Genomic DNA, 18021 nt, shown 5'->3' with positions numbered 1-18021 from the left:
GGCAAGCATGGCCAAACTGCGTGTGACCGCGGGCGTCTCGAGCTGCTTTCTTTGGTTACTTTCTTTGCAGCAGCAAAGAAAGTGACTGCCGCCCCGCATAGGGGCAACGCTAATAAACCAACAAGAAAACGGGATCCAGCGAAGCAAAAAAAAACATCAAACCTTCCTCCGCTGACTAAGCGCATCAAGCAACACAGCAGCAAAAATAACGCCGCCTTGAATGAACTGAGTCCAGAACGGATTCACGCCGAGCAACGAGAGGCCCACGTTGATGACGCCGATCAGCACCACCCCAATGAACGTCCCGACGATAGAACCGCGCCCGCCCGCAAGCGAGGTCCCCCCAATCACAATCGCCGCGATGACCTGCAACTCGAGCCCATTAGCCGCCGAAGGCAAAGCAGAATTCAGCCGCCCGGCAAGCACGATCCCGGCAATCGCCGCGGTCACGCCCGCAAGCATGTAAGTAAAAAACACGACACGCCTCACAGGAATGCCAGCAAGCCGCGCCGCTTCCTGATTGCCGCCGACGGCAAACACCTGATGCCCGAACGTCGTCTTGCGCAACAACACATGCCCGGCGACGAACACGACCAGCATCACGATCATCGGCATCGGCAAGCCCGCGACCGTCTTCGCACCGAACATCGTGAACGCGTTGGGAAAATCGAACTTCGTGCGGCCATCGGAAATGGCGAGCGTGAGGCCGCGCGCCATCGCCATCGCCGCCAGGGTGACGATGAAAGGCACGAGCCTGAGCCACGAAATCGCGAGCCCGTTCAGCGCGCCCGCGAACGCGCCCACCGCAAGCGCGACGCACAGCCCCGCAACGCCCAGGCCGACCGCGCCCGGGCTCGACCCCGCCATCACGGTTGCCGCCACCATGCCGCTCAACGCGACGAGCGAGCCGACCGACAAGTCGATGCCCGACGTGATGATGACGAACGTGCCGCCCACCGCCGCGATGCCCACCACCGACACCTGCACCATGATGTTCGTGAGCGTGCTCGTGGTGAGAAACTCCGGCGATGCGATCGACAACGCAATACAGATGATGACGAGCGCCGCGAACAAAGGCCCGATGCCGCTCCTCAATTGACGGATCACGCGGCGCGACAGCGCCTCCGTGTCCGAACGTTCGGCTGCCGTGGAGGTCATGCGCCTGCTCCTGTCGTTGCCCACTGAATGACCGTTTCCGAATCCGCCTTGTCGCGCGCGATCTCGGTCACGATGCTGCCGCGATACATCACCAGCACGCGATCCGACATGCCGAGCAACTCCGGCAGCTCCGAACTCACCATGACGACGGCCGCGCCCGCGCGCGCCATCGTCACCATGTGCGCGTAGATTTCGGACTTCGCGCCCACGTCGATGCCGCGCGTCGGTTCATCGAGCATGATGACGACGGGACTCGTCGCCGTCGCGCGGCCGAGAATCACCTTCTGCTGATTGCCGCCCGACAGCGTCCCCGTGATCTGCAGCACCGACGACGCACGCACGCCGAAGCGCGCGCTCGCATCCTGCGCGAGCTTGCGCTTCTTCGCGCGGCTCACGAAGCCGCCGCTCGCGAGCGCCTTCAGGCTCGACAACGCGACGTTTTCTTCGATGTTCGCTTCCAGCACGAGCCCTTCGAGCTTGCGATCCTCCGACGTATAGACGAGCCCGTGACGCACGCCTTGCGTCGGCGAATGATTGGTGATCTTCCTGCCCTTCACGAGAATCTCGCCATTCGTCACAGGCAACGCGCCGAAGATCGTCTTCAGCAATTCCGTGCGTCCCGCGCCCGCGATGCCCGCAATGCCGACGATCTCACCCGCGCGCACGGAAAAGCTCGCATTGCGCAGAAGCGGCGCGCTCGCGAGATGGCGCACTTCGAGCACGACAGGACCATATTCGCGCGGTTCCCACGGATAGAACGATTCGAGATTGCGCGCGACCATCGCCTGTACGAGATCCGCTTCGGTCCATTCGGACATCGGACGCGCGCCGACCGTTGCGCCATCGCGCATCACGACGGCGGAATCCGCAAGCTCGAACACTTCCTCGAGATGATGCGAGATGAAGATGATGCCCATGCCTTCCGCGCGCAGCCGCCGCACCACCGCATACAGGTTGGCGATGTCATGGCTTTGCAGCGCGGCGGTCGGTTCGTCCATTACGAGGATGCGCGCATCGCGCGCGATCGCCTTCGCGACCTCGACGAGTTGCCGCTTGTTCAAGGGCAGATCGCCGAGCCGCATCCACGGCGGCACGTTGTCCAGGCCGACGCGCGCCAACGCCTCGCGCGCCATCGTGTTGGCCTCGCGCATCCTCACGAAGCCGTTGCGCGAAGGCATGCGGCCGAGAAAGAGATTCTCCGCGACCGTCATGTCGTTGATGAGCGAAAGCTCCTGATAGATGACGGCCACGCCCGCATCGATCGCCGCATGGGTGCCGCGCGCGAGCGGCATGCCGTCGATGTCGATCGTGCCTTCGTCGGGTTCATACGCGCCCGACAGCACTTTCACGAGCGACGACTTGCCCGCGCCGTTCTCGCCGACGATCGCGAGCACATGTCCCGCGTGCAGATCGAGGCTCACGCCGCGCAGCGCTTTCACGCCGGGAAAGCTCTTGACGATGCCCTGCATGCGCAACAAGGGCATCGCTGCATTCGAAGCGGCGCTCGCTCGCGCCCGGGTTTCGACTCTCATGTCGTGCGTTCCGTGTGCGGGCCGCGCGTCGCTGAAACACGCGGCCCCCGGTTGCCCTTACTGCTTCACTTCCTCGGACCAGAGGCCGTACTTCTTTACTTCATCCGAGTCGATGTTCGACTTGTCGATGAGCATCGTCGGCCACGCATAGTTCGCGGGCACGTCCTTCTTCGCGTTGTAGTCGGCGATGAACTGCAGCGACTTCGCCGCCATCTGGATCGGGTTCTGCGAGATCGTCGCGTCCTGCTTGCCCGCGCGGATCGCGGAGAGCGCCTGCGCGGTGCCGTCGGCGCCGATCACGAGAATATGCGCCTTGTCGCCGAGCGGCTTGTAGCGGCCCGCGTTGTCGATGGCCTTCTCCGCGCCCACGGTGTTGTCGTCGTTCGCGCCGAAGACTGCATCGATCTGCGGGTATTTCTGGAGGATGCTGGTCATCGCGTTGAGCGACTTCTCCTGATCGAAGGCACCTTCCTGACGCGCAACCACCTTGATGTTCGGGTACTTCGCGATCTCCTCGCTGAAGCCCTTCTCGCGATCCGTTGCGGCGGTGGTGCCGACGAGACCGATCAGATCGACGACGTTGCCCTTCTCTTCGCCGTAGCGCTTCTTCAACTGCTCGGCGATCCACTTCGCCCCCGTCTGCCCGAGCGCGACGTTATCCGACGCAACGAACGACGTGACCTTGCCGCCATCCGAGCCGCGATCCAGCGTGAAGACCGGGATGTTCATCGAGTTGGCTTTTTCGACCGCGGGAATGATCGCCTTCGAATCGATCGGGTTGAGCACGAGCGCGGTCACGCCCTGGCTCAGCAGATTGATCGCATCGTTGACCTGCTGTTGCGCGTCGCCGTTCGCATTGGTCTGCACGAGATCGAAGCCCTGATCCTTCGCGCCGCGCTCGACGCCCGCCTTCAGTCCGACGAAGAACGCGTTGTTCAATGTCGCGATCGAGAAGCCGATCTTGGGCTTGCCGCCGGCGGCGGTTGCGGCCGGCGCGCTCGCCGGGGCGCTGGCGGGCGCGCTCGCGCTCGCCGCCGAACTCGTGCTGCTCGTCGATGACGTGTTGTCGCTCTTCGAGCATCCGCTCAACGCGGCCGCCGCGCACAACAATACGGCGCCGCCGGACTTTCCGAACGTTCCCCAACTGTCGAATCTTGCCGAACTCCATGCCATGGCTGTCTCCGTTGTACGAGTTGTTCAATGCGAGTTTCGTTGCGATGAGGCTTCGCTTCCCGTCACGCGTTTCAGCGATCCTCCGTGTTGCGCCTGCCGTAAGTCTTGAACTTCTCCAGCACTTCATCCATCTGTTCGTCGGAAAGCAGGGGCGGCGGGCCGATCTGCAACGCCAGCAGATATTGCTTCGACAGCACCTCCACTTCATGCGCGAGCCACACGGCGCGCGCGAGGTCCGCACCGAGCGCGATCACGCCATGATGCGCGAGCAGGCACGCGCGGCGATCGGCGAGCGCGGCGAGCACATGGTCGGACAACTGCTGGCTGCCGAAGACGGCGTAAGGCGCGCAGCGTATCGATTTGCCGCCCGCTGCCGCGACCATGTAATGCAGCGCGGGAATATCGCGCCCATGAATGGCGAGCGCGGTGGCCGCGATCGAATGCGTATGCACGACTGCGTCGATATCGTCACGCGCACGCAGGATGTCGCGATGAATGCGCCATTCCGACGAGGGCCGTTCAATGCGCAGAAGCTCGGCATCGTCGGCGATATCGAGCGGCAGCCACACGATGTCCTTCTCGTCGAGTTCGCGCGCGCTCACGCCGCTCGGCGTGATCAGCAAGCCCGCGCGATATCGCGCGCTCACATTGCCGGACGTGCCCTGATTGATGCCGAGCCGCTCCATCTCGAGCGCCGTCCCGACGATCGCGCGGCGCAGCGCGCTTTCATCGGCCGCGCTCATGCGGCGTTCCCCTCTGCGGCGAACAGCGTTTTCAGCGAGCGCTCGAACGGCGCATGCACGATGCCGCGCTCCGTGACGAAGCCGCTGACGAGCGCATGCGGTGTGACATCGAACGCGGGGTTGCGCGCTTTCATCGCATCGGGCGCGATGCGTCGTCCGGCGAGGTGCGTGACCTCCTCGGCATCGCGCTCCTCGATTTCGATGCCTGATCCGCTCGGCGTGCGCAGATCGAGCGTCGATGAAGGACAGGCGACATAGAACGGAATGCCGTAATACTGCGCGGCGATGGCGAGCCCCAATGTGCCGATCTTGTTGGCGAAGTCGCCGTTCGCGGCGACACGGTCCGTCCCGACGATGACGACATCGACGAGTCCTTGCGACATGACCGACGCGGCGGCGCTGTCCATGATGAGCGTGACATCGACGCCCGCCTGCTGCAATTCGAACGCCGTGAGACGCGCGCCCTGCAGAAGCGGACGCGTTTCATCGGCATAGACCTTGAACGCGATGCCCGCGCGATGCGCCGCGTAGATCGGCGCGGTGGCGGTGCCGATGCCGCTCGTCGCGAGCGCGCCCGCATTGCAGTGTGTGAGCACGCCGCATCCTTCGCGGATAAGCGGCATGCCATGCTCGCCGATGCCTTCGCACAACGCCTGATCTTCTTCGTGTATGCGCTTGGCTTCCGCGACGAGCGCTTCGTAGAGCGTCGCGGCATCGCTCGCATCGACATCGCGTGCATGACGCAGCATGCGCCGCACGGCCCAGCTCAGATTGACCGCCGTGGGCCGCGCCGTTTCGAGCCAGTTCGCATGACGTTCCAGCTCCGTTCTGAACTGCGCGACGGGCAGCGCGGTCGATCCGCGCATCGCGATGCAAAGCCCATAAGCGGCCGCAACGCCGATCGCCGGCGCGCCGCGCACACGCAACTCGCGAATGGCGCGCCACACCGCTTTCACATCGGCGATGTTCTCCACCACGATCTCATGCGGCAAACGCGTCTGATCGAGCAGCAGCAGATCGCCGTCGCGCCATTCGATCGTGGGTGGAAGCGTGGTGAACAAGGGCTGCGAAGCCATGAGATCTCCTGTCACATCGTCGCGGTATCGCGCTGAATGTCGCGCGCGAGCGCCGCCACTTGTTCGATATCGCCGAGCGTGGCGCGCTCGACGAGTAACGCTTCCGCGCAACGCAGGCAGCGCACTTCGATATTCGCCCGCGCTTGCGCATCCGGAATGCGCGTGACTTCCGCGACCTTCGCCATGCCGACGATGCGGCGAATCATCTTGCAGCCCGCGAAGCCGAGCGTATCGGCCAGCAGCCGCCGCATGAAGTGCGTGCGGTACGCCGTGAGCGCGCGGCTCTCCGCGTCCCCGCCGATGAAACGCCGCTTGCTGCGGCTTTCGTGATCGCGCCACAGTTCGACGAATTGCGCGCTGAAACCGCTCCAGATGCGCATCATCTGTTCGAGCAGCCACTCCTGATACGCGACGGGATCGCGCCCGTCGATGCGCCCATGCCAGTCGCGCGAGAAATACGCGAGCAACAGATTCGCGATCACCGCGCCGACATCGAAGCCCATCGGTCCATAGAACGCGAACTCGGGATCGATCACGAAGGTGTCTTCTTCGTTGACCATGATCGAACCGGTATGCAGGTCGCCGTGCAGCAAGGTCTCGGCGTGATTCATGAACGCCCACTTCATGTCGGCCGCCGCGATGCGCAATGGCGCATGCGTTCTCAGCCTTTCGATCGCAGCTTTGGGCAGCGCGGGACTATAGACGTTCGACGGATGATCTTCGAACGGAAACGTGAACACGAGATCTTCGGTGATCTTGCACAACTCCGCATTGACCGCGGCGCTCGCGGCCTGCTTCTTGATGTCGGGCGCGAGAAAGAGATCGGAGCCGTAGAAGAGCGTGTGCGCGAGATAGGTCGAGAGATGATCCGCGAGACGCGGATACATCGCGCCATCCATCAGCCCTTGCCGCAGGATGCGATGCGAGGCGAGGTGTTGCATGACCACGAGAAAGCGCTTGCTGTCCGCGTGATACACCTTCGGCACATGACGCGGACATAGCGCGCCGAAGCGCCGCAACGCAGCGACTTCGTGCTCCATGCGCTGACACGAAAGCGGCCACGTCTTGCCGACGAGCCGCAAAAACGGCGGCGCCTGCTTGACGACGACGCTGCGCCCCGGCGCTTTCGCGTTCGTCACGAAGTACACGTAGTTCAGATTGCCGTCCCCTACTTCGACGACTTCGAGATCGTCGGGGTCGCCCAGCAGCGCGCGCACGTCGGGCACGCCGCCGAGATAGGCGGCGAGTTCCTGCGCGGTGAAAGCTTCAAACTCCATCGGTGTCTCCTCCGATGTTGCCCGGGCGCGTGCATCTTGCTCAGCGACGCTTGCGCACCAGATCGAACTTGAAGATGCTCGTGTTGTAGTAGTCGTTGCTATAGCAAAGCGGCTCGCCGCTCTGATCGAAATCCACTTCGTCCAGCAGCAGAAAAAGGCCGAAGCCATCGCCCAGTTCCGGCAGATCGCGCGGCGTGAGAATGGTCGGCTGTATCGACGTATGCGTATGCGACAGCCGCCGCCCCGTGCGCGCGAACATACCGAAGAGCGATTCGCCCAGCTCACCCTCGGCGGCATCGAACACGTGCTTCGGAATCGTGTCGATGCAATACGCGGCGATCGCGTCATCCGCGCGCCGCACGCGCTCGATTCTCACGCACGGGTCGCCGTACTTGATGGCGAGCTTTTCCGCGAGACTCTCCGAAGCCGCGACAGTATCCATCTGGATGCGGCTCGTCGATGGCACCGCGCCCACACTGCGAATCATGTCGGTCACCGACATCAGATCATCGAGGCCGCCGTGCAGCTTCAGCGAAATTTGTCTGATGAAGGTGCCCTTGCCTTGCTGACGCGACAACAAGCCATGCGAGATCATCTGCGCCACGGCTTCGCGCAGGCTGGAGCGGCCGACGCCGAGCAGCTCGCAAAGCTCTATCTCAGTGGGAATCTGATCGCCGGGCTTGAGCTTGCGCTCGCGGATCATGGTGAGGAGCGACTCCTGGATCTTGTCGCTCATCGATCGCTCGACGCTCAGGCGCATGAAGGTCTCTCGGATGACAGTCCATGAAATATACATCAGACGTCTGATGTTTCTCTAAGGACTTTCCCGAAGCGCTTAATGCCTTAAACGCACGATTTTCATGACGCAGGTGCAGCACGAACAAGCCCGTCACGCGCAGCGCGACGGGCATCGCAGTGCACGAATTTTCGCGCTACGCCGGCGTGGCAATGCGGATGAACGGCGTGATGTTTTTCATCGCGCGCTCGACGTAGGCTTCCTTCTCGCCGACGGGCGCGACGTAATGCATCGCGCTGCGTGCCGCTTCGATGCCTTCGAGCCGAGCGATCATCCAGGCCGCGAGATATTGCGATGCGAGGCATCCGCCGGCCGTGGCGACGTTGCCGTTCGCGACGAACGGTTGATCGAGCGTGCGCACGCCCGCTTCCTCGACCCACGGCTTCGTCGTCACATCCGTGCAGGCGGGAACGTCCTGAAGCAGGCCGAGCTTCGCGAGAATGAGCGTGCCCGAGCATTGCGCGGCCAGCAACTGGCGTGCGGGATCGAGTTTGATGCGCGCCATCAGCGACGCATCGGCGACGACCTGGCGAGTCAGCCTGCCGCTGCCGACGATCACGGCGTCGGCATTCGCGGCTTCTTCGAGCGTGGCTTGCGCCTTCAGCACGACGCCGTTCATCGAACGCACTTCTTCGGATGGACACGCAATCGACACGGTCCAGTCCGGCTTTTTCACGCGATTGAGAATGCCGAGCGCGATCAGCGAATCCAGTTCGTTGAAGCCCTCGAAAGTGAGAATGGCAATGTGCATGATGTGCTCCTTTCAGCGCATGTGTGGCATGTGCGCATGCTACGGTCGAAAATGAATACAATCAAAAAATTGTCATGAATACATCCGCTTAGGCCGCTCATGCCGAAACCGCCGCGCTACAAGCAAATCGTCGACAGATTCGTTGAGGACATTCGTTCCGGTCGCCTCAAGGCCGGCACACGTCTGCCGACGCATCGTGAACTCGCCGCGCGCGAAGGACTCGGCATCGTGACCGCGACGCGCGTCTATGCAGAGTTGAACGCGATGGGTCTCGTGAGCGGCGAAACGGGACGCGGCACCTTCGTGAAGGAAACGACGCTCGCGCGTGAACTCGGCATCGATCAGGTGGCCATCGCCGCGGACATGGTCGATCTCAACTTCAACTATCCCGCGCTGGCGAGTCAGGCGGAGTTGCTGCGCAATGCGTTGCGGCAGTTGTCATCGGCGGGCGATCTGGAAGCGTTGCTGCGCTATCAGCCGCATGGCGGACGCGCGCGCGACCGGGCGGCGGTCTCGCGTCATCTCCTGCGCGGCGGCCTGGATGCGAGCGCGGATCGCGTGATGCTCGTCGATGGTGCGCAGCACGGCCTCGCCACGACCGTGATGGCGATGCTGAAACCCGGCGACGTGGTCGCCGTCGACACGCTGACCTATCCCGGATTCAAGTTGCTGGCCGAAGCGCATCGGCTCGAACTCGCCCCGCTGCCGGCGTCGGGCGCGGGCCCCGATCCGGACGCGCTCGATGCGCTATGCAAGCGGCGACGCGTGCGCGCCATCTACACGATGCCGACGCTGCACAATCCGCTCGGCTGGGTGATGACGGCGACGCGGCGCAGGCAACTCGTATCGATTGCGCGCAAGCATGGCTTCGTCATCATCGAAGATGCGGCTTACGCCTTTCTCGCCAGCGATGCCCCGCCGCCGCTCGCCGCGCTCGCGCCCGAACTCACGGTGTACGTGTCGGGATTTTCGAAGAACGTGGCGACGGGCTTGCGTGTCGGCTACGTCGTCGCACCGCCCGAATGGGTGCCGAAGATCGAACGCGCGATCAGAGTGACGACCTGGAATACGCCCGGGGTGATGACGGCCATCGCGTGCGGCTGGCTCGAGGACGGCACGGTGGACAGGCTCGAAGCGGACAAGCGCGCGGATGCTTCGATGCGTCAGGCGATCGCGTCGAGCGCCTTGGGACGATTGAAGCGGGTCGCGCATCCTGCTTCGTATTTCGTATGGCTGCCGATGCCTGGGGACGTGCGCGCGGACGGTGTCGCGGCGGCGCTGATTAAAGAGCGGATCTCGGTGTCGCTGGCCGGGCCGTTTTGCACCGCGGCGCAGGTGCCGCATGCGTTGCGGCTCGCGCTGGGATCGGTGGATGCGGGGACGTTGAGGGAAGCGTTGGGAAGGGTCCGGGAGATCGTCGAATCGCAGGTCGATATTTAGCCCGCGATCCGAATAACCTAGCACCACGGTTGTTTTTTCCGGCGTAGTCACGCCGCGCTTTGCAGCATATCGAGAAAGGCGCGCACTTTCGCGCTCAGCAATCGCCGCGAACTATAGAGCGCCCAGATTTCGACGGCCGGTCCCGCATCGAGTCCGAGCCTCGCGAGCCGTCCAGCGGCAATCTCGGGTTCGACCAGCAAGCCCGGCAATAACGCCACGCCCGCGCCTTCGAGCACGGCCTCGCGCGCCATCAGCAACGACGACAGGCGCAAAACCGGCTCGGGCGTGATCGTGCGCTCGCGGCCGTCGCCGCCTTGAATTCGCCAGGCCGTGCCGCCCGCGCGCGCGAGCACGACGGCAGGCAAGGAAGATGCGCCTTCGTCGATCGTGAAGCCGCGCGCCGCGACCAGCACGCGCCGGTCGATCGCAATGCGGCGTCCCACGAGCAATTCGTCGGCGTCGGGATCGATGCGGATGACGAGGTCGTATCCGTCCTGCACGGGGTCCGCGACACGATCCTCCGCGACGATCTCCAGCTCGACCTGCGGATACGCCGACGCAAAACGCGACGCGAGGCGCGGCAGCACGACATGCGCAAACACGATCGGCGCGCTCACGCGCAGGCGTCCGCTCGGCACGGGCGCGCGCGAGCGAATCGTTGCGCCCGCGTCGTCGATTTCGGCGAGCAGGCCGCGCGTGCGTTCGTGCAGGACACGGCCTTCCTCGGTCAGCCGCAGCGTGCGCGCGCCGCGCTCGATGAGCCGCACACCGAGACTGTGCTCCAGGTCCGCGACGCGCCGCGAGAGCGTGGCTTTCGGGCGGCCCGTGCGACGTGCGGCGGGTCCGAAGCCACCGTGTAACGCGACGGTGTTGAAATCGGCGAGTGCGGTCAGGTCCATGATCGTTCCATCGTTGAGACGAGCTGTCCCGAAGCAGGGTCTATCGGCTCGAAACCGGAACAATTATCGTAGGCGCTGTGTTCAACGGATCCAAGGAGATCGACATGACTATTCTCGTGACGGGCAGCACCGGCGTGATCGGCACACAGGTTCTCGACCATCTGAAGGACGGTGGCGCGAACGTGCGCGCGCTGACGCGCTCGCCGGAGCGCGCGAGTTTTCCGGCGGGCGTGACGGCGGTGAAGGGCGACCTGACTGAAATCGGCGCGCTGCGCGAGACGATGAAAGACATCGACACGCTCTTTCTTCTCGCGCCGAACGCCCCGGACGAACTGACGCAGGCCCTGCAGGCAATGAGCATCGCGCGCGAGGCGGGCGTGAAGGGCATCGTGTATCTGTCGGTGTTCAAGGGCGATGCCTACACGGACGTGCCCCATTTCACCAGCAAGCACACGGTCGAGCGCATGATCGAACACTGCGATCTCCCCGCGACGATCCTGCGCCCAGCCTACTTCATGCAGAACGACATCCGCCTGAAGGATGCACTGCTGCATCACGGCGTATATGGCATGCCGATCGGCGCCAAAGGCATTTCGATGGTGGATGTCCGCGATATCGGCGATGCCGCCGCGCGCGAACTGTTGCGCCGCGAACGCAGCGACGCGCCCTTGCCGCGCGAAGCCTATGAACTCGTCGGCCCCGATGCGCTGACGGGCGACAGCATCACAGCGATCTGGCGCGATGCGCTGCAACGCGAGATCCGCTACGGCGGCGACGATCTGGACGCGCTCGAAACCCGCATGAAAGGCGCGGGCCCGGATTGGCTCGCCTACGACATGCGTCTCATGATGCAGCGCTATCAACAGGATGGCGCGGTGGCCTCGGCACAGGAAGTCGGGCGCCTGACTTCGCTGCTCGGCCGTCCGCCGCGTGACTATCGCGATTTCGCCGCCGAAGCCGCACGCGAATGGGCCACGCAATAAAGCGAAGTGAAAACGCCGGGCTCGGCAGAAAGACGCCCGGCCCGCGACGCAGAATTCACCGCAAACGTTTGCCCGATATTTATGTTCCAATTGACGAAATTATCCGTCTTGCAAACTACGATGCCTCCGCGATTCACGATCGCGATCCATCGATTGGACATGGCCCATGCGGACTCAATACGAGGCGTCGAGCCCGGAAAGCAATATCAAGGCGAAACATGAGCAACTGGCGCATTTCCAGCGATGGTTCGCCACGTTCGCGAGCCTCGCCCATTCGCGGCTTCCCTTGTCCGCTTATCTGCAAAAAGTCACCGACACGCTGAGAGAAGTCGCGGGCGTCGCGTCCGCCGTGGTGGAATGGATCGAAGGCGACTCGCTCATCTATCGCGCGGTGAGCGGCGCGGCGGCGGCGCACATCGGCGTGCGGCTGCCTACTGCCGGCAGCCTGTCGGGCCTGTGCATCACGCGCCAGCAGGCGCTCATCTGCCGCGATTCGGCGACGGACCATCGGGTCGATCGCGCCGCATGCGAGGCGGTCGGCGCCGTGTCGATGGTGGTCGCGCCCGTCGTCTACGAAGGCCGCTCGGTTGCGGTGCTGAAGCTCATCTCCGGCGAGGCCGATCATTTCGGGCCACCCGATATCAGCATTCTCGACGCGTTTTGCGCGTGCATCGCGGAGACCATCGCGCGCGAGGAAATCGCGCAGGAAAACCGCAAGCTCGTGAAGGAAAACGCCAGCGTGACCGCGGATCTTTCAGTCGAGTCGTCGCTGCGCATCGAATTCGAAAAGAAGCTCGCCGACGCCATGCGCCGACGCCAGACCGTGCTCGACAACGCGCATGTCGCGTTCGTGTCGATGGACGAGGCCGGCATGGTCGTCGACTGGAACGAGGCCGCTACGCTCCTCTTGGGCTGGAAGCAGCAGGAAGTGACGGGCCGCGAGCTTGCCTCGCACATCGTGCCCGAGCGCTTTCGCGACGCGCATCGCGCCGGACTCACGCGCTATCTCGCGACGGGCGAGGCGCGCATGATCAACCGGCGCTTCGAGCTGCCCGCGCTGCGCCGCGACGGCAGCGAGTTCGCCGCCGAGCTGACGATCAGCGAAGTCTGGTACGAAGGCCAGCGCCAGTTCGCGTGCTTCGTGCACGACATCACCGACCGGCACGTCGCGACCGAGGCGAACGAACGTCTGCGCCTGCTCATCGACTCGGTGAGCGACTATGCGATCTGCATGCTCGACCAGAACGGCCATGTGCGCTCGTGGAACGACGGCGCGCGTGCGATCTACGGCTTCTCGGCGGCCGAAGCGATCGGCCGGCATTTCGCGCTCTTCTACACATCCGACGAACACGGGCGCGACCGTCCCGGCGACGACCTCGCGCTCGCCGCGAAGCGCGGCCGCATCGAGCACGAAGACTGGCACGTGCGCAAGGACGGCTCCGAGTTCTGGGCGCACGTCATGCTGAGCGCGCTGCCCGGCAACAGCGACGGCGAGCAGAGCTTCGTCAAGATCACGCGCGACATGACCGCGCGGCGGCGTCTCGAGGAACTGGAAGCATCGAGCCGGCGCATGAACGAGTTTCTCGCGTTGCTCGGTCACGAGCTGCGCAATCCGCTCGCGCCGATCCGCAACGCGGTGAGCATCCTCAAGCTCAAGGCGTCCGACGATGCCGAGGTGGTCCGCAGCCGCCAGATCGTCGATCGTCAGCTCGCGCATCTGACTCGGCTCGTCGACGATCTGCTCGAAGCCGGGCGCGTCAGCTCGGGCAAGATCCGCCTGACGACGGCGACCGTCGATATCGCCGATGTCGTGCATCTGAGTGTCGAGGCCAGCCAGCCGCTGTGCGACGAGCGCGGGCAACGCATCGACGTGAAGGACAGCGGTCAGCCCCTTTTCGTGAACGGCGATGCGACGCGGCTCGTGCAGGCGCTCAACAATCTGCTCAACAATGCGTCGAAGTTCAGCCCGCCCGGCTCGACGATCACGCTCGAAGTCGGCCCGCGCGGCGGCTCGGTGCTGGTGCGCGTGACCGACGAGGGCCGCGGCATTTCTTCCGAGGCGCTCGGCACCGTGTTCGATCTTTTCGTGCAGGAGCATCCGCCGGGGGCGCATCCGGACGAAGGCGGTCTCGGCATCGGCCTGACGCTCGTGCGCGCGATAGCGGAACTGCACGGCGGGCATGTCGAGGCGAAGAGCGGCGGCGCGGGACGAGGCAGCGCGTTCTCGCTCTGGCTGCCGCTCGCCGAGGCGCCGGCGAGCGGCGCACCGGCAGGCGGGACGCCGCTCGCCGTGACGAGCCGTCAGCTCGACGTGCTCGTCGTCGATGACAACCGCGATTCCGCCGACAGCATGACGCTGCTCGTCGAGCTGCTCGGCCACAACGCGCGCGCCGCCTACGACGGTCCGGGCGCGCTCGATTTGTTCGAAGCGCTTCGGCCGCAGGTCGTGCTGCTCGATCTGTCGATGCCCGGCATGACGGGCTTCGACGTGATCCGCCGCATGCGTCAGGACGGCGACAAGCCCGGCGGCACACGCGCGATCGTCGCCGCGATGACGGGCCTCGGCTCGGACGAAGACATGGCGCGCACGCGCGCCGCCGGTTTCGATGCGCACCTCGTCAAGCCGGTCGATCTTCCGGAACTGGAGCGCGTGCTGGCGCTGGCGGCGCGCGTCTGACGATTTCCGGCGCGCCGGGAACGGCACGCACGCGCGCGGGCGTTTTCGCGAGGCGATACGGCACTTTCCGCACCGGCCAGAACGCGCCGTTAGCATCGGCGTCGCGCAAATCGTCGAACTCACCGGGCAGTTGCGTGGCAGGGCCGGTGCGCGGCAGCGTCCGGGCGCGAAGGTCGCGCTCGCGGAGAACAACGGCGGTCAGCTTGCGGGCGATTCGGCCGTCGCGCTGGTCACGATTCTCTCGACGTAAGCGCGGTGCATTCCACCGTCACATTGCCCCGCTCCTCGAAGCGCGCGAGCACCGGCGCTTCGGCCAGCGCGTCGGTGACGAGCGTCCAGTTGCGCTCGAGCGGCGTCCAGTGCTGCTGGCTCGCGCGCTCGAGCTTGTTCGACGTGACCAGCACGAACACGCCCGCCGCCTGCGCGATGATGCATTCCTTCAGAAACGCCTGCTCCGCCGTCGCTTCGCACAGTCCGCGTCCGGCGACGACACCGTCCGCGCCGAGAAACGCCTTGTCGAACGTGACGCGCGTGAGCGCCACCTGCGCGATGGGCCCGAGCGTGCTCATGCTCGATGGCCGCACGTCGCCGCCGATCAGCGTCACGCGCACGTCCGCCGACGCGAGCACATTGACCGCGAGCAGATTGTTGGTCACGACGTGCACTTCCGAACGGCCGGCGAGCCAGCGCGCGAGCGCCGCCGTGGTCGTGCCGCCATCGAGGAAGATGGTGTCGCCGTCCTGCACGTGACGCGCGGCCGCGCGCGCGATCGCCTCCTTTTGCTCGCGAAAACTTTCGCGGCGCGTATCGAGCGATTCTTCCGGCTCGTGCATGCCCACCGATGCCGCGCCGCCGTACGTGCGCACGATGCGCCGCTCCTCGGCGAGCGCGCGCAGGTCGCGGCGCACCGTCGCTTCCGACATGCCGAAGTGCTCGCACAGCGCGGCGACATCGTTCATGCCGGAAAGCACGGCCTTGAGCATGGCTTCGCGGCGTTTTTCGACTTTCATCCTGTTCCCTGAGTTCTTTGCGGTTCTGACGGCGACGCACAGTGTAGCGAACCGGCCGGGTCCGTCGAATGCTGGCGGTTCATTCTGAACGTATCGCAAGCAATTTGATCGATTCGATCAGAGTAAACCCGCACGACGACGGATTTGCGCGAAATACGCCGAAGGACTACACTCCCATACGCTCGATTCGATCACTTTATGATCGAATCGCGCAAAAACCACTCTGGAGACTTGCATGGCTCAGATTCATATCAAGCGCGCCGTCGAGCGCGTGCCTGGCGGCATGATGATCGTCCCGCTTCTGATCGGCTCGCTGATCGCGACCTTCGCGCCGAACATGCCGAAGTTCTTCGGTTCGTTCACGAACGCGCTCTTCACCGGAGCGTTGCCGATTCTCGCGGTGTTCTATGTGTGCATGGGCGCGAGCATCAACGTGAAGGCGACGCCCTATCTCCTGAAAAAAGGCGGCGCACTGTTCGCGACGAAGGTCGGCACCGCGGTCGTCGCGGGCGTCGTGCTCGGGCACTTCCTCGGCGAGCAGCCGATCACGTCGGGCGTGTTCGCGGGCATCTCGACACTCGCTGTCGTCGCCGCGATGAACGACACGAACGGCGGCCTGTACATGGCGCTGATGGGGCAGTACGGCCGTTCCGAAGATGTGGGCGCCTACACGATCATGTCGCTCGAATCCGGCCCGTTCCTGACGATGGTCACGCTCGGCGTCGCGGGTCTCTCGGCGTTTCCGTGGCCGACGCTCGTCGGCAGCATCCTGCCGCTCGTGGTCGGCATGCTGCTCGGCAATCTCGATCGCGAGATGCGCGACTTCCTCGGCCGCGCCGTGCCGGTGATGATTCCGTTCTTCGCGCTGGCGCTCGGTGCGAGCCTCGATCTGCACAAGGTCTGGCAGGCGGGCCTGCTCGGCATCGGCCTGGGCTTCGCGGTCGTCGTCGTGACGGGCATTCCGCTTTATTTCGCGGATCGTCTGACGGGCGGCACGGGTGTCGCGGGCGCGGCGGCGGCGAATACCGCGGGTAACGCGGCCGCCGTTCCGGCGCTGATCGCGGCGGCCAATCCCGTCTATAACGAAGCGGCCAAATCCGCAACGCTGCTCGTCGCGGCGTGCGTCGTCGTGACGGCAATCGTGTCGCCGATATTGACCGCGTCGATTGCGAAACGCGTGAACGCGCAAAACGATGCGCGCTTGGCATCGAAGACACGCGAGGCCACGCAATGAAGAGCTTGTTGATCGTCGCCGACGATCTGTCCGGCGCCGCCGATTGCGCGATCGCGTTCGCGGCGGCCGGACTGAAAACCGTCGTCTCGCTCGATGAGAACGCATCACACGCGAACGCAAGAGTCATCGCGGCGGACACCGACACGCGCCGCCTCGCGCCCGCCGACGCCGCGAAGCGCACGGCGAGCACCTGGCAGACGCTGCGCGCGCCGGGCCGGCGTCTCTACAAGAAGATCGATTCGACCTTGCGCGGCAACTGGAGCGCGGAAGTCGCGGCGCTGACGCGGCTCGCCGGACCGGCGATCGTCACGCCCGCGTTCCCGGCGACGGGCCGAACCGTGCGCGATGGCCGTGTGTTCGTGCGCGGCGTGCCGCTCGAAGACACCGAAACGTGGCAGCTCGAACACGCCGGGCAAAACGCGGGGTTGCGCGCGATGCTCGACATGGTCGGCCTGCGCGTCGCGCACGTTTCGCTCGATGCGTTCCGGGCCGCGCCGCACGACGTCGCCGCGATGATCGCATCGGCGGCCGCGTCGGCGGATGGCATCGACGCCATCATCGTCGATGCCGAAACCAGCGGCGATCTGGCCGCGCTTGCCCGCGTGACCGCATCGGTCGATGCGCCGTTTTTCTGGGTCGGTTCCGGCGGACTCGCGCGCGAACTGGCCGCCCTGCCCGATCTCTTCGATGCCGATGCGTCCTCGCACCCGGCAAGCTCGATCGATCCGACGCAAGGCCCGATCCTCGCGCTCGTCGGCAGCCTCTCCGCGATTTCCGAGCGTCAATGCGCGATGCTGTGCGCCGAAGCCGGCGTGCGCGAAATGATCGTGCCGCCCGCCGTGCTACGCGATGGCGCGCAACACCCGCAATGGCAGGCGTGGCATGAACGAATCGGCGATTCGGTGCGCGGCAGGGAAGACGCGATCGTGCGCATCGGCCGCGACGACGCGTTCGATCCCGCCGAAGGCGCGCTGCTGTCGAACGCGCTCGCGGCGCTCGTCGCGCCTCAATTCGACGCGCTCGGCGGACTGATCGCGACCGGCGGCGAAACCGCGCGCGCGATCCTTTCCGCCGCGAGCGTCGGCAGCCTCGAACTCGTGCACGAAATAGAAGCGGGTGTCGCGCTCGGACGGCCAGCGGGCGGCACAGGCCCTTCCATCGTCACGAAAGCGGGCGCGTTCGGCAGCGAGCACGCGCTGCTCGGCGCCTACCTGCATTTGCGCGGCGCGGATATTCCCGTCGCGCGTTAAGACACGACATCACCAGACGAAA

At 64.9% G+C, this 18021-nt stretch carries 15 protein-coding genes and 1 pseudogene; 6 read left to right on the top strand and 10 right to left on the bottom strand.

What is annotated here, in order from left to right:
• Positions 1-156: 156 nt before the first annotated feature.
• The 8 genes from NCT32_RS25105 to NCT32_RS25070 all read right to left on the bottom strand — a co-directional run bounded on the left by NCT32_RS25105 (position 157) and on the right by NCT32_RS25070 (position 8506).
• Positions 157-1158 (bottom strand): ABC transporter permease, encoded by a 1002-nt coding sequence (locus NCT32_RS25105; RefSeq protein ID WP_061116229.1) that lies wholly within the window; start codon positions 1156-1158, stop codon positions 157-159.
• Positions 1155-2690, bottom strand: coding sequence for a sugar ABC transporter ATP-binding protein (locus NCT32_RS25100; RefSeq protein ID WP_061116228.1), 1536 nt, complete (start codon positions 2688-2690; stop codon positions 1155-1157). The genes NCT32_RS25105 and NCT32_RS25100 overlap by 4 nt, the downstream gene beginning before the upstream one ends.
• A gap of 57 nt (positions 2691-2747) precedes the next feature.
• On the bottom strand, positions 2748-3863 hold the full coding sequence (locus tag NCT32_RS25095; protein WP_061116227.1) for a sugar ABC transporter substrate-binding protein: 1116 nt from the start codon (positions 3861-3863) through the stop codon (positions 2748-2750).
• A gap of 71 nt (positions 3864-3934) precedes the next feature.
• Complete coding sequence (locus NCT32_RS25090) at positions 3935-4606, bottom strand: L-fuculose-phosphate aldolase (RefSeq protein WP_061116226.1); 672 nt, start codon at positions 4604-4606, stop codon at positions 3935-3937.
• Entirely contained in the window at positions 4603-5682 is a 1080-nt protein-coding gene (gene mtnA / locus NCT32_RS25085; RefSeq protein ID WP_061116225.1) for an S-methyl-5-thioribose-1-phosphate isomerase, read from the bottom strand. Before mtnA ends, NCT32_RS25090 begins: the two co-directional genes overlap by 4 nt.
• A gap of 11 nt (positions 5683-5693) precedes the next feature.
• Positions 5694-6959 (bottom strand): S-methyl-5-thioribose kinase, encoded by a 1266-nt coding sequence (gene mtnK, locus NCT32_RS25080; protein WP_061116224.1) that lies wholly within the window; start codon positions 6957-6959, stop codon positions 5694-5696.
• 40 nt (positions 6960-6999) lie between these two features.
• Positions 7000-7695, bottom strand: coding sequence for a GntR family transcriptional regulator (locus NCT32_RS25075; RefSeq protein WP_250477784.1), 696 nt, complete (start codon positions 7693-7695; stop codon positions 7000-7002).
• A 196-nt stretch (positions 7696-7891) separates the two neighbouring features.
• On the bottom strand, positions 7892-8506 hold the full coding sequence (locus tag NCT32_RS25070) for a DJ-1/PfpI family protein (protein ID WP_061116222.1): 615 nt from the start codon (positions 8504-8506) through the stop codon (positions 7892-7894).
• Between the two features lie 99 nt (positions 8507-8605).
• Between NCT32_RS25070 and NCT32_RS25065 the strand changes: the two genes are divergently transcribed.
• Positions 8606-9946, top strand: a complete 1341-nt coding sequence (locus NCT32_RS25065; RefSeq protein WP_061116221.1) for a PLP-dependent aminotransferase family protein — start codon at positions 8606-8608, stop codon at positions 9944-9946.
• 47 nt (positions 9947-9993) lie between these two features.
• Here the strand turns inward: NCT32_RS25065 and NCT32_RS25060 are convergent, their stop codons facing one another.
• Entirely contained in the window at positions 9994-10845 is an 852-nt protein-coding gene (locus tag NCT32_RS25060) for a LysR family transcriptional regulator (protein WP_061116220.1), read from the bottom strand.
• Between the two features lie 104 nt (positions 10846-10949).
• Between NCT32_RS25060 and NCT32_RS25055 the strand changes: the two genes are divergently transcribed.
• The 3 genes and pseudogenes from NCT32_RS25055 to NCT32_RS25045 form a co-directional block, all read left to right on the top strand.
• On the top strand, positions 10950-11828 hold the full coding sequence (locus NCT32_RS25055; protein ID WP_061116512.1) for an SDR family oxidoreductase: 879 nt from the start codon (positions 10950-10952) through the stop codon (positions 11826-11828).
• A 166-nt stretch (positions 11829-11994) separates the two neighbouring features.
• Positions 11995-14505, top strand: a complete 2511-nt coding sequence (locus NCT32_RS25050; RefSeq protein ID WP_061116219.1) for a PAS domain S-box protein — start codon at positions 11995-11997, stop codon at positions 14503-14505.
• Positions 14506-14602: 97 nt separating this feature from the next.
• Positions 14603-14755 (top strand): annotated as a pseudogene (locus NCT32_RS25045) (thiolase C-terminal domain-containing protein); the annotation flags it as partial.
• Here the strand turns inward: NCT32_RS25045 and NCT32_RS25040 are convergent.
• Complete coding sequence (locus NCT32_RS25040) at positions 14736-15515, bottom strand: DeoR/GlpR family DNA-binding transcription regulator (RefSeq protein ID WP_250490612.1); 780 nt, start codon at positions 15513-15515, stop codon at positions 14736-14738. The pseudogene NCT32_RS25045 and the gene NCT32_RS25040 sit on opposite strands and share 20 nt — an antisense overlap.
• A 235-nt stretch (positions 15516-15750) precedes the next feature.
• Between NCT32_RS25040 and NCT32_RS25035 the strand changes: the two genes are divergently transcribed.
• Together NCT32_RS25035 and NCT32_RS25030 are read left to right on the top strand one after the other, a co-directional pair.
• Positions 15751-16749 carry a 2-keto-3-deoxygluconate permease gene (locus NCT32_RS25035; protein ID WP_061116217.1) on the top strand — a complete coding sequence of 333 codons (999 nt, stop codon included), beginning with the start codon at positions 15751-15753 and terminating at the stop codon, positions 16747-16749.
• Positions 16746-17999, top strand: a complete 1254-nt coding sequence (locus tag NCT32_RS25030; protein ID WP_061116216.1) for a four-carbon acid sugar kinase family protein — start codon at positions 16746-16748, stop codon at positions 17997-17999. Before NCT32_RS25035 ends, NCT32_RS25030 begins: the two co-directional genes overlap by 4 nt.
• Positions 18000-18021 lie beyond the last annotated feature (22 nt).

It is taken from the genome of Caballeronia sp. INML2 (assembly GCF_023631365.1).
In the GTDB taxonomy this organism is placed as follows: domain Bacteria; phylum Pseudomonadota; class Gammaproteobacteria; order Burkholderiales; family Burkholderiaceae; genus Caballeronia; species Caballeronia turbans.
The sequence above is the reverse complement of the archived record's forward strand: the minus strand, read 5'-3'. Positions and strand labels throughout refer to the sequence as shown.

Bases quoted from the DNA above. Each gene is read 5' to 3' on its own strand.
- NCT32_RS25070 (WP_061116222.1), bottom strand. From the start codon at position 8,506: ATGCACATTGCCATTCTCACTTTCGAGGGCTTCAACGAACTGGATTCG.
- NCT32_RS25040 (WP_250490612.1), bottom strand. From the start codon at position 15,515: ATGAAAGTCGAAAAACGCCGCGAAGCCATGCTCAAGGCCGTGCTTTCC.
- NCT32_RS25090 (WP_061116226.1), bottom strand. From the start codon at position 4,606: ATGAGCGCGGCCGATGAAAGCGCGCTGCGCCGCGCGATCGTCGGGACG.
- NCT32_RS25100 (WP_061116228.1), bottom strand. From the start codon at position 2,690: ATGAGAGTCGAAACCCGGGCGCGAGCGAGCGCCGCTTCGAATGCAGCG.
- NCT32_RS25035 (WP_061116217.1), top strand. From the start codon at position 15,751: ATGGCTCAGATTCATATCAAGCGCGCCGTCGAGCGCGTGCCTGGCGGC.
- NCT32_RS25095 (WP_061116227.1), bottom strand. From the start codon at position 3,863: ATGGCATGGAGTTCGGCAAGATTCGACAGTTGGGGAACGTTCGGAAAG.
- NCT32_RS25065 (WP_061116221.1), top strand. From the start codon at position 8,606: ATGCCGAAACCGCCGCGCTACAAGCAAATCGTCGACAGATTCGTTGAG.
- NCT32_RS25055 (WP_061116512.1), top strand. From the start codon at position 10,950: ATGACTATTCTCGTGACGGGCAGCACCGGCGTGATCGGCACACAGGTT.
- NCT32_RS25060 (WP_061116220.1), bottom strand. From the start codon at position 10,845: ATGGACCTGACCGCACTCGCCGATTTCAACACCGTCGCGTTACACGGT.
- mtnK (WP_061116224.1), bottom strand. From the start codon at position 6,959: ATGGAGTTTGAAGCTTTCACCGCGCAGGAACTCGCCGCCTATCTCGGC.
- NCT32_RS25030 (WP_061116216.1), top strand. From the start codon at position 16,746: ATGAAGAGCTTGTTGATCGTCGCCGACGATCTGTCCGGCGCCGCCGAT.
- NCT32_RS25075 (WP_250477784.1), bottom strand. From the start codon at position 7,695: ATGAGCGACAAGATCCAGGAGTCGCTCCTCACCATGATCCGCGAGCGC.
- NCT32_RS25105 (WP_061116229.1), bottom strand. From the start codon at position 1,158: ATGACCTCCACGGCAGCCGAACGTTCGGACACGGAGGCGCTGTCGCGC.
- NCT32_RS25050 (WP_061116219.1), top strand. From the start codon at position 11,995: ATGCGGACTCAATACGAGGCGTCGAGCCCGGAAAGCAATATCAAGGCG.
- mtnA (WP_061116225.1), bottom strand. From the start codon at position 5,682: ATGGCTTCGCAGCCCTTGTTCACCACGCTTCCACCCACGATCGAATGG.